Annotated in this window: 13 protein-coding genes; 11 read left to right on the top strand and 2 right to left on the bottom strand. The window is 45.1% G+C overall.

What is annotated here, in order from left to right; genetic code table 11:
• Positions 1–50: 50 nt before the first annotated feature.
• The 3 genes from KHS38_RS17850 to KHS38_RS17840 all read left to right on the top strand — a co-directional run bounded on the left by KHS38_RS17850 (position 51) and on the right by KHS38_RS17840 (position 1,852).
• Complete coding sequence (locus KHS38_RS17850; protein ID WP_213489927.1) at positions 51–1,037, top strand: NAD(P)H-quinone oxidoreductase; 987 nt, start codon at positions 51–53, stop codon at positions 1,035–1,037.
• A gap of 110 nt (positions 1,038–1,147) precedes the next feature.
• Positions 1,148–1,648, top strand: a complete 501-nt coding sequence (locus tag KHS38_RS17845; RefSeq protein ID WP_213489926.1) for a DUF2975 domain-containing protein — start codon at positions 1,148–1,150, stop codon at positions 1,646–1,648.
• Positions 1,649–1,651: 3 nt separating this feature from the next.
• Positions 1,652–1,852 (top strand): helix-turn-helix domain-containing protein, encoded by a 201-nt coding sequence (locus tag KHS38_RS17840; protein ID WP_213489925.1) that lies wholly within the window; start codon positions 1,652–1,654, stop codon positions 1,850–1,852.
• Positions 1,853–1,948: 96 nt separating this feature from the next.
• Here KHS38_RS17840 and KHS38_RS17835 read toward each other — a convergent pair whose 3' ends face one another.
• Both KHS38_RS17835 and KHS38_RS17830 read right to left on the bottom strand, forming a co-directional pair.
• Positions 1,949–3,292, bottom strand: a complete 1,344-nt coding sequence (locus tag KHS38_RS17835; protein ID WP_213489924.1) for an SGNH/GDSL hydrolase family protein — start codon at positions 3,290–3,292, stop codon at positions 1,949–1,951.
• 27 nt (positions 3,293–3,319) lie between these two features.
• Positions 3,320–4,543, bottom strand: coding sequence for an OmpP1/FadL family transporter (locus KHS38_RS17830; RefSeq protein ID WP_213489923.1), 1,224 nt, complete (start codon positions 4,541–4,543; stop codon positions 3,320–3,322).
• Between the two features lie 210 nt (positions 4,544–4,753).
• Here KHS38_RS17830 and atpD point away from each other — a divergent pair, with 210 nt between their 5' ends.
• The 8 genes from atpD to leuD all read left to right on the top strand — a co-directional run bounded on the left by atpD (position 4,754) and on the right by leuD (position 14,490).
• Positions 4,754–6,259: a F0F1 ATP synthase subunit beta gene (atpD, locus tag KHS38_RS17825; RefSeq protein WP_213489922.1), complete on the top strand. Its 1,506-nt coding sequence runs from the start codon at positions 4,754–4,756 to the stop codon at positions 6,257–6,259.
• Positions 6,260–6,346: 87 nt separating this feature from the next.
• Entirely contained in the window at positions 6,347–6,595 is a 249-nt protein-coding gene (gene atpC / locus KHS38_RS17820; protein WP_213489921.1) for an ATP synthase F1 subunit epsilon, read from the top strand.
• 420 nt (positions 6,596–7,015) lie between these two features.
• Positions 7,016–8,725 carry a dihydroxy-acid dehydratase gene (ilvD, locus tag KHS38_RS17815; protein ID WP_213489920.1) on the top strand — a complete coding sequence of 570 codons (1,710 nt, stop codon included), beginning with the start codon at positions 7,016–7,018 and terminating at the stop codon, positions 8,723–8,725.
• Positions 8,726–8,831: 106 nt separating this feature from the next.
• A complete protein-coding gene (gene ilvB / locus KHS38_RS17810) occupies positions 8,832–10,571 on the top strand; it encodes a biosynthetic-type acetolactate synthase large subunit (RefSeq protein ID WP_213489919.1) in 1,740 nt (579 codons plus the stop codon).
• A 25-nt stretch (positions 10,572–10,596) separates the two neighbouring features.
• Positions 10,597–11,211, top strand: coding sequence for an acetolactate synthase small subunit (gene ilvN, locus KHS38_RS17805; protein ID WP_249665466.1), 615 nt, complete (start codon positions 10,597–10,599; stop codon positions 11,209–11,211).
• Between the two features lie 60 nt (positions 11,212–11,271).
• Positions 11,272–12,330 (top strand): ketol-acid reductoisomerase, encoded by a 1,059-nt coding sequence (gene ilvC / locus KHS38_RS17800; RefSeq protein WP_213489918.1) that lies wholly within the window; start codon positions 11,272–11,274, stop codon positions 12,328–12,330.
• A gap of 88 nt (positions 12,331–12,418) precedes the next feature.
• Positions 12,419–13,894: a 3-isopropylmalate dehydratase large subunit gene (leuC, locus tag KHS38_RS17795; RefSeq protein ID WP_213489917.1), complete on the top strand. Its 1,476-nt coding sequence runs from the start codon at positions 12,419–12,421 to the stop codon at positions 13,892–13,894.
• Positions 13,894–14,490 carry a 3-isopropylmalate dehydratase small subunit gene (gene leuD / locus KHS38_RS17790; RefSeq protein WP_213489916.1) on the top strand — a complete coding sequence of 199 codons (597 nt, stop codon included), beginning with the start codon at positions 13,894–13,896 and terminating at the stop codon, positions 14,488–14,490. The genes leuC and leuD overlap by 1 nt, the downstream gene beginning before the upstream one ends.
• The last annotated feature ends 33 nt before the right edge of the window (positions 14,491–14,523 follow it).

Below are 14,523 nucleotides of genomic sequence, written 5' to 3'. Positions count from 1 at the left end.
ATATAATGTGAGTGAAAGTTATTCATACGATATACTAACACTACCTATAAATGAACGCCATTATAATAAGCCAACCCGGCGCGCCGAATGTACTGCAACTTACCGAGCGCCCTCAACCCACTCCAAAACAGAATGAAGTACTGATTAAAGTAGCGGCAGCCGGTATTAACCGGCCGGATGTAGCCCAACGCAAAGGTGTATACCCACCTCCACCGGATGCGCCGCAGGATATTCCCGGACTGGAAGTAGCAGGTACAATAACAGCCGTTGGCACAGCGGTTACACAATGGCAAACTGGTGATCAGGTTTGTGCGCTGGTAAGCGGAGGCGGTTATGCAGAATACTGTACAGCGCCGGAGGGACAGTGCCTACCCGTACCCGGCAACCTGTCAATGGCCGAGGCAGCATCTTTACCAGAAACGTTTTTTACCGTTTGGAGCAATGTGTTCAACCGCGGCCAACTACAACCCGGCGAAACCCTGCTGGTACATGGCGGCAGCAGCGGCATTGGGGTTACTGCTATACAGGTGGCAGCAGCCTTAGGTAGTAAGGTATATGTTACCGCCGGATCGGATGACAAATGCCAGTTTTGCGAACAGCTGGGTGCAGCAAAAGCCATCAATTATAAAACACAAAACTTTGCCGATGAGATGAAGCACCTTACCAACGGCAAAGGAGTAAATGTAATACTGGATATGATAGGCGGCGATTACACAACCGGCAACCTGGAATCACTCGCCGAAGATGGCCGGCTGGTGATGATCAATACTATGAACGGGAAAGATGCTGAGGTGGATTTATCCGTGGTGATGCGCAAACGGCTCACCATTACCGGCTCAACCCTGCGCCCGCGCAATACGGCATTCAAATCGGCCATTGCCAAATCATTACAGCAACATATATGGCCACTGATAGAAAGCGGAAAGATCAAACCTGTAATACATGAGATATTTGCGGCAGATCAGGCAGCTAAAGCGCATGAACTAATGGAAAGCAGCACACACATTGGCAAAATTGTACTGCAATTTTCAGTTTAAAATCAAAGCTTGTATGCGAAACGTATAATTTTAAATATTTATCGTTTTATTTTAATTTTTATTTGTTTTATTTATCTCATGTATTACATTTGAAGTAAATATTAAACAAAATGAAAACACAAACCGCAAATCGAATTATCACTTTCATCTGGGTAATTATTGCCCTGTCTGCAGTCAAATCAACTATCACTCTTATTACCTCAGGTTTGCACTACACGGCACAACCATCTGTTTTTTGGTTAGCTGTTATCAATCTGGCTATTGCATTAACCTTATTGTCGATGAGTTTTCATATGCGAAGAATGGTAAAAGGGTATACAACCGACAACAACTGGCCCGAAACCAACTACCGCAGCATGAAAAGAATGGGGTACTTAGCTTTATTACTGGTATTTATGCACACGCTATTTCAGATAGGGTATGATTATATATCTGCATTATTATCCAAACAAGCTGATCCGTTAAACGGGCTTTTTATTTTCAGGAGGTTCTACGCTATATTATTTACTGAATCTCCTATTGTATGGGTTTTGGCTTTAACTATATTTCTGTTTGCCGAACTGTTAAAAACTGCACATTTTATAAAAGCCGAAAACGAATCCATTATCTGATATATGCCAATAATTATCAATTTAGATGTAATGATGGCTAAGCGCAAAATGTCTTTAAACGAGCTGTCGCAAAAAGTAGGTGTAACCAATGTTAACTTGTCCATCCTGAAAAATGGCAAAGCCAAAGGCGTTCGCTTTGACACACTAGAGGCTATTTGCAAAGCACTCGATTGCAAACCCGGTGATATCATTGACATGGAATAAACATAGCTCTTTGTGTTCAATAAAAAAGTCCTTAGCCGGAATTACCCAACAGGCAGCTCCAGACTAAGGACTTTATACTTTTAAAACAACTTGTACTTAAGGGAATTTAACACCACGATAGGCTGATATATTAGCCTGCGGAATGTCAGACCCATATTGCTTATTAATAGCTTTGATAAATTCATTAGCTACTACAGCATAGCCTCTTGGCGTTAGGTGAATACCATCAAGCGAAAATAAACCACCGCTGATGTATTGCGAACTTAAGTTTATGCCATTTTCTACCAGACCATTTTGCTTTATCCCGTTCAGGAAGGTATAAATATCGGCTACAGCAATACCTTTTGATGCCGCAACGGCCTTGATGGTAGTGTTGTATGATGCTACATAATCACGTGCACGGGCCGCCTCATTAACATCTAACACATATTGGTTTTCAATTGGTGTAAGGGGCGTTAAACCGTAAGGCAAGTTACCTGCAGGCGTTGCCACCGGCTGGCCGATTTTGCTTGTCGGGAAAGTTAATACAACCAAATCAGCTGCGGTAGCGGGGCGTGCAGCATACGTGGTGTTTGCTGTTTCTGAACTTACCCTGGCGTTAATATACAACGCCTGTACGCTCGGATTAGCTTTTTTTACTGTAGCCAAAATAGCGTTTACAGTAACCGTGTTAAAGTAAGGGATAGACGTAACATCAGGAATGGTAGCTACCACACCTTTTTGGCCACCCATGGTCAGCTTGTTCAGCACCTGGTTATATAAGGCACTGAAAGTGGCTTTATCGGTTAGCTCATCGCTCGCTCCGCCAGCGGTAGCATAACCCAGGGCATCGTTATTACCCAACCAGTTTGAAAAGAAGGTAAAAGGCTTTGCGGTTACAAAGTCAATGTATGAGGTATTGTTATTAGGCGCACTGTTAGGCAGCAAACGCTCAAAGTAACCATTCAAATTGCCATATGCCGGCAGTGTTGAGGTTAATAATTTAATGCCCGGTACGCCATAATTGTTAATATCGCCAGTGTATTTGGTGTATAAAGTTACATTAACCGTACTTGTTGCGCTTGTAGGTACAGTAATCTGGCCTCTTACCGCTGCAGGAGCAATCTGCTGAGTAACCGGCAAACCCTCGGCCGACAGGCTTTTCAGCATCAGATAACCCGATCCGTCGGCCTGCTGCTCGGTAAACAAAGGCTGCGTAAATTCGCCGCCGCCAACTTTTTTCATTTGTTCTGCAATAATTGCAGGAAATGAATTCAGTTGGCCTTCGCGGTATAAACCACCATCGGCAAAGCCCGAGGTAAGCGAATTACCTACAGCAATATATCTCGAAAAATCGGCCGTACCTTGTGTGGTAGCAACCAGTGTATCAACCTCCGGCTTACAGGCCCCAAGTGCCAGCACGCCTGCTGTTAACAAAAAAATATGTTTTATCTTATTCATGTGTCTTTTCAAAAATACTTTTAGATATTACCAGTGATAGGTAAGTGAAACACCCGGGATGTAAACGTTTGATTTGTAAGTACCCGCAAAGTTGGCCTCTATATTGGTTTGGGTGCGCTTAAACAGGTGCTCATACTCAAATGACAGATCCAGATCCAGCCTGTTGGCCACCTTGTACCCTAAGCCCGCAGTTAAGTAATAACGGTTGGCATCTGGCACCTCCGGTGTTACATAACCATCTTGTGCAGCGGTTGATGAATAGCCGCCGCCACCGCGAATGGCCCATTTAGTTACCGGCTTATATTCAGCACCACCTCTCAGGCTAAAACCATCGCGGTATAAACGTGGTGAGTGGGTATCCTGTAAAGTGGGGGTATTTTGTGCATAATCAAAATCAAGTGATTTATAGACATGCCAGGCAACCAGGTTGGCATCCAGTGCCAGTGTCCATTGCTTGGACGGATAAAAGCCTAAACCCAATGAAGTGGTTGAAGGCAACGGTATACCGGCCCTGAAAGTGTTAGGCTGCGGGAAGCTGCTTTGCAAAGCTGATGGCACACGAAATATCGCGTTACCACTCTCAATAGTAGTGGTAGCTTTTGAACGGTAAGAAATACCTACGGTAATGCCTGATTCTGTTTTCATAAACACCCCTGCATTCCAGCCATAACCATGTCCGGAACCTTTCAGTTCGGCCTGCCCATCCTGTCCGTTCGCATCTGCTACCGGGATAGCCCGTTTCAGGTTAACAATACCGTGGCTATATACAAAACCACCGCCGATGCTGATAAAATCAGCAAGTTTAATACTAAGGGTTGGCTGGAAAAATATAGCTTTCAAATCCAGGCTTTGTAATACGTATTTACCCTGCCAGTTGTTACCCCAATCTGTTAATCCGCCAAAAGGGGTATATACGCCTAAGCCCAGTTTCCAGCTTGAGGCTTTGGGTCCCCAAACCGCATAGGCGCTAAAAGGCGTGGCCACTTTGTTAGCCGTACGATATTGCGCATCGGTACCGCTAGGATTAAAAACTGATTTGAACAGCAGCGGACTGATACCTGCCTGTATGGAGTTTTCGGGTAGCATGGCCACAGCGCCGGGATTAAAAAACACGGAGGCACCATCCTGCACCAACCCGGTTCCGGTGTGGCCCATACCAATCTGCTTCTGTCCGCCGAGGTTTACCTGGAAACCTTGCGAAAAAGCCACTGCAGGCAGCATAGCCATTAATGCGAGTAAAATTTTTCTCATAATTCAAACATTAAATTAATTCAGAATTTAAAAAAGGCTGCTAAGATAATAATTTCACGAAGCCAACAAGCAGTATTTTTGCTTAATTTTCTTTAACATAAGTAGTTAAATATCCCGCAGAAAATTTAACTTTGCGCACCTAAATAGGATGCTTATACGGCTACTCCTGTTTATTAGTTATTTAATATCAAATAAGCACGCAAGGTATATATGCCAAACATTGGAAAAATCTCACAAATCATTGGTCCGGTAGTTGACGTAAGTTTTAGCGACGATGCACATCTTCCTAAAATCTACGATGCGCTGGAAATCACTAAAAGCAACGGGCAAAAAGTTATTTTAGAAGTTCAGCAGCACCTGGGCGAAGACCGGGTACGTGCGATTGCGATGGATTCAACCGACGGATTAATGCGCGGCATGCCGGTGGTTGACCAAGCAGCACCTATTAAAATGCCTATCGGCGATAACATCAAAGGCCGGGTATTTAACGTAGTAGGCGAGGCTATTGATGGTATTGCGTCATTAGACAGAAGCAATGGCCGTCCTATCCACGCTACGCCGCCAAGATTTGAAGACTTATCAACCGAAACTGAAGTATTATTTACCGGTATCAAGGTTATCGACTTGTTAGAGCCTTATGCAAAAGGTGGTAAAATTGGTTTGTTTGGTGGTGCGGGTGTAGGTAAAACCGTATTGATCCAGGAACTGATCAACAACATTGCGAAAGCATACTCTGGTTTATCAGTATTTGCCGGTGTAGGTGAGCGTACCCGTGAAGGTAACGACTTACTGCGCGAGATGCTGGAATCGGGCATTATAAAATACGGTGAAGAGTTCATGCACTCTATGGAAGCCGGTGGCTGGGATCTTTCAAAAGTAAATGCTGAAGAGCTGAAAGATTCAAAAGCAACCTTTGTGTTTGGCCAGATGAACGAGCCGCCAGGTGCACGTGCACGTGTAGCTTTATCAGGTTTAACTATTGCCGAATATTTCCGTGATGGTGATGCTGAAGGCAAAGGCCGTGATATCCTTTTCTTTATTGATAACATTTTCCGCTTTACCCAGGCTGGTTCTGAAGTATCGGCACTATTAGGCCGTATGCCATCAGCGGTAGGTTACCAACCAACCCTGGCTACCGAGATGGGTGTAATGCAAGAGCGTATTACCTCAACCAAACGTGGCTCTATCACTTCGGTACAAGCGGTATACGTACCTGCGGATGACTTGACCGACCCTGCGCCGGCTACAACCTTCGCCCACTTGGATGCTACTACCGTATTATCCCGTAAAATTGCCGAGTTAGGTATTTACCCTGCGGTGGATCCATTGGATTCAACTTCACGTATCCTGAGCCCTGCTATTTTAGGTGATGAGCACTATAACACTGCACAACGCGTAAAAGAAATTCTGCAACGCTACAAAGAGCTGCAGGATATCATCGCTATTTTAGGTATGGATGAGTTATCTGAAGAGGATAAACTGACTGTATCCCGCGCTCGTCGTGTTCAGCGTTTCTTATCTCAGCCATTCCACGTAGCTGAGCAGTTTACCGGCTTAAAAGGCGTACTGGTTGATATCAAAGAAACCATCAAAGGTTTCAACATGATTATGGACGGTGCAGTAGATGAGTATCCGGAAGCTGCTTTCAACTTGGTTGGTAGCATTGAAGACGCTATTGAAAAAGGCAAGAAAATTTTAGCGGAAGCAAATAGTTAATAACTGTTGTAAGTTGCGGGTTGTATGTTGTAGGTGCTAAACCTTTTAATACATACAACTCACAACACACAACTTACAACTCAGCATATGACATTAGAAATTCTTACTCCTGATAAAAAAGTGTACGAGGGCGAGATAAACTCGGTAACTGTACCCGGCACTATGGGATCGTTTGAGATACTGAACAACCACGCCCCTATCATCTCTACTTTGGAAGATGGTAAACTGATTGTAAGAGCTGGCGGTAAAAACGAAGTTTTTATGATTAAAGGAGGGGTTGTTGAAGTAAACGACAACAAAGTAATGGTGTTGGCCGAAGGCATCACACACCGTTAATCAAAACACATTACACAAAAAAGCTCGGCAAAAAGCCGGGCTTTTTTTGTGATTTAAAAGGACACTTAAAGCCATTGTTACTCCTTTTACGCAGAAATTGAGTAACAATACTATGCATGCATAGTTAGCATACCGAAAACCATTTTCAACTTTGGTATACTGGTGTTAAAATATAATTTTGTGATTAGTATCTATATCCAAATTATATTCCCAATATATTTCTTTTAAAATATTAAATTCTAATTAAAGTTTTTCGTTTTAATTATTGACGGTCAAAATCAATCTGCCTACCTTACAAATACAGATTGTTAACCTAATCTGCTTTTAACACATCACCTAGCTTACGCTATTAGGCAGCAAGTTATTCGAAGCAATTTGAAGATGTGCATAAAGGGATACCATAAAAGCTTGATAAGTAAAATGAGTTCGATACCAGCAACTACTGAAACCGTTGAATTAAACAAATACAGTAAATCCCTTACTGCCGACCCAACCCAGCCCGCTGCACAGGCCATGCTTTACGGCATTGGTTTAACCGACGAGGATATGAAAAAAGCGCAGGTAGGCATTGCCAGCATGGGTTACGATGGTAACACCTGCAACATGCACCTGAACGATTTGGCCAAAGTGGTTAAAGAAGGCGTATGGAGCGAAAACTTGGTGGGACTGATTTTCAATACCATTGGTGTAAGCGATGGTATGAGCAACGGCACCGACGGTATGCGCTATTCATTAGTAAGCCGTGATGTAATAGCCGATTCGATTGAAGCCGTTTGCGGTGCGCAATATTACGATGGCTTAATTACCCTGCCTGGCTGTGATAAGAATATGCCCGGCTCATTGATTGCTATGGGCCGTTTAAACCGCCCATCCATAATGGTGTATGGCGGCACTATCAAGCCTGGCCACTATAAAGGTGAAGATCTGAATATCGTATCGGCTTTTGAGGCGTTAGGTAAAAAGATTGCCGGCCAGATAGATGATATTGATTTCAGGGAGATTGTAAAGAATGCCTGTCCCAGCGCTGGTGCATGTGGCGGTATTTATACAGCAAACACAATGGCGGCAGCTATTGAGGCCTTGGGAATGAGTTTGCCTTACTCATCATCAAACCCTGCTTTAAGCGAAGAAAAGCAGGCGGAGTGCCGCGCCGCTGGCAAAGCCATTTACAAACTGTTAGAAAAAGATATTAAGCCTTCGGATATCATGACCCGTGAGGCGTTCGAGAATGCCATCATTACCATTATGGTAATGGGCGGCTCTACAAATGCCGTTTTGCACTTAATAGCTATTGCTAAAAGTGTTAATGTACCATTAACTATCGATGATTTTCAGGTAATCAGCAACCGTATTCCGTTACTGGCCGATATGAAGCCAAGCGGCAAATACATGATGGAAGACCTGCACAAAGTAGGCGGCGTTCCGGCTGTAATGAAATATTTGTTAAAGCTGGGCTGGCTGAATGGCGATTGCCTCACCGTAACCGGCAACACCTTGGCCGAAAATTTAGAAGAGGTTCCCGACCTGGATTTTGATACGCAAAAAATTATCCTCCCGGTTGACCAAGCAATTAAGGCAACCGGACACTTACAAATATTATACGGCAATTTAGCCGAACGCGGTAGCGTTGCTAAAATTACAGGTAAAGAAGGTGAGCGTTTTGACGGCCCGGCCCGCGTGTTTGACGGCGAGCAATCATTAATTGCCGGTATATCAAGTGGCCGTGTACAGCCAGGCGATGTGGTGGTAATTCGCCACGTTGGCCCTAAGGGTGCGCCCGGAATGCCTGAGATGCTAAAACCAACTTCAGCCATTATCGGCGCCGGTTTAGGTGGCTCTGTAGCCTTAATTACCGATGGCCGTTTCTCTGGCGGCACTCACGGTTTTGTGGTTGGACACATTACCCCCGAAGCCTGGGACGGCGGTACTATTGCCTTAGTAAAGGATGGCGACCCAATTACTATCGATGCCATCAACAACACCATCAACGTAAACATCAGCGATGAAGAACTGGCTTACCGCCGCAGTGAATGGCAGCAGCCAGGCCCGCCGGTAACTAAAGGCTTATTATACAAATACTTTAAACAAGTAAAAGACGCCAGCGAAGGCTGCGTTACTGACGAAGAATAATTTCGTTGTAAGTGATCAGTTGTCTGTTGTGTGCGCTTAATTACAACACAGATAATTGAAAGCAGACAACTCGCAACAGACAACCACAACTATAAAATATAAGGATATGGAAGCGACACAGCAAGACGTATTAACCGCACCTGAAGAGCAGGAAGCTATTGAACTTTCAGGCTCGGCTGCCTTACTGGAAGCATTAATTGTAGAAGGTGTTGATACTATTTTTGGTTACCCAGGCGGTGCCATAATGCCTATTTATGATGCATTGTACGATTATAAAGAAAAGCTGAACCATATCCTGGTGCGCCATGAGCAGGGCGGCATTCATGCCGGTCAGGGGTATGCACGCTCATCCGGCAAGGTGGGTGTTGTATTTGCTACCAGTGGCCCTGGCGCCACTAACTTAGTTACCGGCTTAGCCGATGCACAGATTGACAGCACACCGTTAGTCTGCATCACGGGTCAGGTATTTGCTCACCTGCTGGGCACCGATGCCTTCCAGGAAACTGACGTGATTAACATCACTACCCCGGTAACTAAATGGAACTTTCAGGTAACTGATGCTGAGCAAATTCCGGAGGCTATTGCTAAGGCGTTTTATATTGCACGTACCGGCCGCCCGGGCCCTGTGCTGATTGATATTACCAAAAATGCACAGATCCAGAAATTTCAATTTAAAGGCTACCAGCCTTGCAACCATATCCGCAGTTATCGTCCGAAACCTATTGTAAGGCCACAATTCATTGAGCAGGCCGCACAATTGATAAATGAGGCTAAAAAACCTTTTGTTCTGTGGGGCCAGGGCGTAATTTTAGGTAGTGCCGAAAAAGAGTTCCAGGCATTCATCGAAAAAGCAGGTATCCCTTCTGCCTGGACTATTATGGGCGTTGGTGCTATCCCGACCGACCACCCGCTGAATGTAGGCATGTTGGGTATGCACGGCAACTACGGCCCCAATGTAATGACCAATGAGTGCGACGTACTGATTGCCATCGGTATGCGTTTTGACGACCGCGTAACCGGCCGTTTAGATAAATATGCCAAACAAGCCAAAGTTATTCACCTCGACATTGACCCGGCCGAAATTGACAAGAACGTACAAACCACGGTAGCCGTTTGGGGCGATTGTAAAGAAACCCTGCCCCTGCTTACCCAGGCGGTTGAAGAAAAACAACATACCGAATGGCTGCAAAAGTTCCACGAATTTGCACAGCGCGAAAACGAAGCTGTGATTGATGCCGAACTACATCCGCAAACCGGCGAAATGACCATGGGTGAGGTTGTAGATCAATTAAACCAACTTACCAACGGCGACGCCATTGTAGTAACCGATGTAGGCCAGCACCAGATGGTAGGTTGCCGCTATGCTAAATTTAATCAAACCCGCAGCAATATTACCAGCGGTGGCTTGGGCACAATGGGCTTTGCCCTACCGGCTGCCATAGGTGCAAAGTTCGGTGCGCTTGACCGTACCGTAGTAGCCATTATTGGCGATGGCGGTTTCCAAATGACGTTACAGGAACTGGGTACCATTATGCAAAGCGGCGTTAATGTAAAGATTATTATCCTGAATAATCGCTTCTTAGGCATGGTGCGCCAGTGGCAGGAACTGTTCAACGAACGTCGTTATTCATTTGTTGATATTCAAAGCCCCGATTTTGTACAGGTGGCTAAAGGCTACGGTATTGCCGGCAAATGCATTAAAGAAAGGGAAGAATTGCAATCTTCATTACAGGAAATGCTGGAGCATCAAGGCTCCTACCTGCTCGAAGTTTTTGTAACCAAAGAAAACAACGTATTCCCAATGGTACCGCAGGGATGCAGTGTAAGTGAAATCAGATTAAAATAAGCCAAGCCCCTCTAAACATAGCAATATGAGCACGCAAGAAAACATGCCGCAGGGCAAGCAGGAATTCAACATCACAGTTTATACCGAAAACCAAATTGGTTTATTAAACAGAATCGCTATAATTTTTACCCGTCGTAAAATCAATATCGAAAGTCTGAACACTTCTCCATCTGAAATTGAAAGTATTTACCGCTTCAACATCGTGGTTAACGAAACTGAAGATGTAGTGCGTAAAGTAACCCGCCAGATTGAGAAGCAGATAGAAGTATTGAAAGTATATTACCATACCAATGCCGACATAATTTGGCAGGAAATGGCTTTATATAAAGTACCGGCTGATGTTATTGCCGAGAAAGCGCCAGTTGAGCGCCTGTTACGCGAAAACGGCGCCCGTGCGGTAGTAATCCGTAAAGATTACATTGTATTTGAAACTACCGGTCACCGCGAAGAAACCGATAATCTGATTAAAGTACTGCAGCCTTACGGCCTGATTGAGTTTGTACGCAGCGCACGCATTGCCATCATCAAAGATAGCGAAGGCTTTAACCGCAAGCTGCGCGAATTTGAACGTGAGCAACCCGGCGAAGAAGTAAGCGAAAACGAGTACCTGAACCAGCGCGACAAGGTGTTTACCATGTAAGTCTATATAAAACGAACTAAACTAAAACCCAATAACTAACAACCCATAACTAAACATAAAATGGCAAAACTAAATTTTGGCGGCACTGAAGAAAACGTAGTAACCCGCGAAGAATTTCCTTTATCAAAAGCACAGGAAGTGCTTAAAAATGAAACGGTAGCAGTAATCGGTTACGGCGTTCAGGGTCCCGGCCAGGCGCTAAATCAAAAAGATAACGGTATCAACGTAATTGTTGGTCAGCGTAAAAATTCAAAAACTTGGGATAAAGCCGTAGCAGATGGCTTTGTACCTGGCGAAACTCTGTTTGAGATTGAAGAAGCCCTGGAAAAAGGAACCATTATTTGTTACCTGCTGAGCGATGCCGCCCAGATTGAATTGTGGCCAACTGTACAAAAACACTTAACGCCAGGTAAAGCCCTGTATTTCTCTCACGGCTTTGGTATTACTTTTAACGAGCAAACCGGCATCATTCCGCCTGCTGATGTGGATGTATTTTTGGTAGCGCCTAAAGGTTCTGGTACTTCACTGCGTCGTATGTTTTTACAAGGCCGTGGCTTAAACTCCAGCTTCGCTATTTTCCAGGATGCAACCGGTAAAGCATGGGATCGTGTAATTGCTTTAGGCATTGCCGTAGGTAGCGGTTACCTGTTCGAAACTGATTTCAAAAAAGAAGTATTTAGCGATTTAACCGGCGAGCGTGGCACGCTGATGGGTTGTATCCAGGGTATTTTTGCCGCTCAGTATGATGTACTGCGCAGCAAAGGCCATACTCCATCAGAAGCTTTCAACGAAACTGTTGAAGAATTAACCCAATCACTGATGCCATTGGTTGCCGAAAACGGCATGGACTGGATGTACGCCAACTGCTCTACCACCGCACAACGCGGCGCATTAGACTGGTGGAAAAAGTTCCGTGATGCCACTAAACCAGTATTTGAAGAATTATACGAAAGCGTGGCCACCGGTAAAGAATCTCAACGTTCAATTGACAGCAACAGCCAGCCTGATTACCGCGAAAAATTGAACGAAGAATTAAAAGAATTACGCGAAAGCGAATTATGGCAAGCCGGCAAAACTGTACGCAGCTTACGTCCGGAAAACCAGGAAGTAGAAGCATAAGCCCCTCTTAAATCCTCCCCCTAAAGGGGAGGACTTTTTTGGTTTACGGCTTTTGCGTAAAAAGAACTAATAGAAGAGAACGATAAAGATGTCAACTGATAATAATATACAATCGCCTGCCTCCCTCCCTACCAAGGAGGGCCGGAGTGGGGCTACTTTATTTGATAAGATTTGGGATGCACACGTAGTGAGCAGTAAAGAAGGCTTCCCGGATGTTTTATACATTGATACACATTTTATACACGAGGTTACCAGTCCGCAGGCATTTGACGGCCTGCGCCAGCGTGGTTTACCGGTTTATCGTCCGAAACAAACCGTAGCCACTGCCGACCATAACGTACCTACCTGGGATCAGCACCTGCCCATTAAAGAAGAGCTTTCACGCTATCAGGTAGATATGCTAACCAAAAACTGTGCAGAATTTGGTATCGAACTTTATGGCTTAGGTCACGAATATCAGGGCATCGTACACGTAATTGGTCCCGAGTTGGGCATCACCCGTCCGGGCTGTACGTATGTTTGTGGCGATAGCCATACCTCAACGCACGGCGCTTTTGGCGCTATTGCCTTTGGTATCGGCACCTCACAAGTAGAACAAGTGCTGGCTACCCAATGCCTGCTACAACAGCGCCCAAAACGGATGAAGATTGAAGTGAACGGCCAGCTGCAAAAAGGCGTAGGCGCTAAAGACATCATCCTGTACATTATCTCGCAAATCTCGGCCGCAGGCGGTACCGGGTACTTTGTGGAATATGCCGGCGACACCATTCGTTCGCTAAGCATGGAAGGCCGCATGACCATCTGCAACATGAGCATTGAAATGGGTGCCCGCGGTGGTTTAATTGCGCCCGACGAAACTACTTTTGAATATGTAAAAGGCCGCGAATTTGCCCCTAAAGGCGAAGAGTGGGATAAAGCATTAGCTTACTGGAAAACTTTGTATTCTGACGAAGATGCACAGTTTGACAGCGTTTTAAGCTTTAATGCAGAAGATATTGAGCCGATGATTACCTACGGAACCAATCCGGGTATGGGTATTGGCGTTACACAACACGTACCGGCAACCGAAAGCTTTGAGCAAAAAGAGCAAGGCTCGTATGCCAAAGCCCTGACCTATATGGGCCTGCACGATGACGAATCATTACTGGGTAAACCTATTGATTATGTTTTCATCGGCAGCTGTACCAACTCACGCATTGAAGATTTACGCCAGGTAGCCGATTTTATTAAGGGCAAACACAAAGCCGACAACGTAACCGTATGGGTGGTGCCAGGCTCCAAACAAGTACAAAAGCAAGCCATTGAAGAGGGTTTAGACAAGATATTCGAAGCCGCTGGCTTTCCGCTACGCGAGCCCGGATGCAGCGCTTGCCTGGGTATGAATGAGGATAAGATTCCAGCAGGTAAATACTGCGTATCCACCTCCAACCGCAACTTTGAAGGCCGTCAGGGACCAAACTCACGTACCTTTTTGGCTAGCCCGCTTACCGCTGCGGCGGCAGCCATTACCGGCCGGGTAACTGATATTAGAGAATTATTACAAGAAGAGGAGTTAGTAGGCTAATGGCAACCAAGATATTTAAACACTTGCAAACCCCGGTAGTACCACTGCCGATTGAAAATATTGATACCGACCAGATTATTCCGGCCAGGTTTCTGAAGGCTACTACCCGCGAGGGTTTTGGCAATAACCTGTTTCGCGACTGGCGCTTTGACAATGAAAACCAGCCCAAGCAGGACTTTGTATTGAACAACCCTACTTACGCCGGTAAAATACTGGTGGCAGGTAAAAACTTTGGCTGCGGCAGTAGCCGTGAGCACGCCGCCTGGGCCATAGCCGATTATGGGTTTGACGTAGTTGTAAGCAGCTTTTTTGCTGATATTTTTAAAGGCAATGCACTCAACAACGGCCTACTGCCTATCCAGGTAAGTGATGATTTTCTGAAAAAGATTTTTGATGCGGTTTATACCGATCCTAATACCCAGGTGGAGGTTGATCTGGAAAACCAGCTCATCAAAATAGCCAACACCGGCGAGCAGGAAAGCTTTGAAATCAATCCATATAAAAAAGCATGCCTGCTAAACGGTTACGACGACATTGATTACATATTAAGCAACCGTGAGCAGGTAGAAGAATACGAAGGACATAAACCTTTATAATAATAAACAGTCATGCAGAACTTGTTTCAGCAT

The organism is Mucilaginibacter sp. Bleaf8 (assembly GCF_018390515.1).
GTDB lineage: Bacteria > Bacteroidota > Bacteroidia > Sphingobacteriales > Sphingobacteriaceae > Mucilaginibacter.
Note: the sequence above shows the minus strand (reverse complement) of the source record. Positions and strands in the feature narration are given on the sequence as shown.

What these genes read in the sequence shown, in the direction of transcription:
- KHS38_RS17850 (WP_213489927.1), top strand. Translation starts at nt 51, where the DNA reads ATGAACGCCATTATAATAAGCCAACCCGGCGCGCCGAATGTACTGCAA.
- KHS38_RS17845 (WP_213489926.1), top strand. Translation starts at nt 1,148, where the DNA reads ATGAAAACACAAACCGCAAATCGAATTATCACTTTCATCTGGGTAATT.
- KHS38_RS17840 (WP_213489925.1), top strand. Translation starts at nt 1,652, where the DNA reads ATGCCAATAATTATCAATTTAGATGTAATGATGGCTAAGCGCAAAATG.
- KHS38_RS17835 (WP_213489924.1), bottom strand. Translation starts at nt 3,292, where the DNA reads ATGAATAAGATAAAACATATTTTTTTGTTAACAGCAGGCGTGCTGGCA.
- KHS38_RS17830 (WP_213489923.1), bottom strand. Translation starts at nt 4,543, where the DNA reads ATGAGAAAAATTTTACTCGCATTAATGGCTATGCTGCCTGCAGTGGCT.
- atpD (WP_213489922.1), top strand. Translation starts at nt 4,754, where the DNA reads ATGCCAAACATTGGAAAAATCTCACAAATCATTGGTCCGGTAGTTGAC.
- atpC (WP_213489921.1), top strand. Translation starts at nt 6,347, where the DNA reads ATGACATTAGAAATTCTTACTCCTGATAAAAAAGTGTACGAGGGCGAG.
- ilvD (WP_213489920.1), top strand. Translation starts at nt 7,016, where the DNA reads ATGAGTTCGATACCAGCAACTACTGAAACCGTTGAATTAAACAAATAC.
- ilvB (WP_213489919.1), top strand. Translation starts at nt 8,832, where the DNA reads ATGGAAGCGACACAGCAAGACGTATTAACCGCACCTGAAGAGCAGGAA.
- ilvN (WP_249665466.1), top strand. Translation starts at nt 10,597, where the DNA reads ATGAGCACGCAAGAAAACATGCCGCAGGGCAAGCAGGAATTCAACATC.
- ilvC (WP_213489918.1), top strand. Translation starts at nt 11,272, where the DNA reads ATGGCAAAACTAAATTTTGGCGGCACTGAAGAAAACGTAGTAACCCGC.
- leuC (WP_213489917.1), top strand. Translation starts at nt 12,419, where the DNA reads ATGTCAACTGATAATAATATACAATCGCCTGCCTCCCTCCCTACCAAG.
- leuD (WP_213489916.1), top strand. Translation starts at nt 13,894, where the DNA reads ATGGCAACCAAGATATTTAAACACTTGCAAACCCCGGTAGTACCACTG.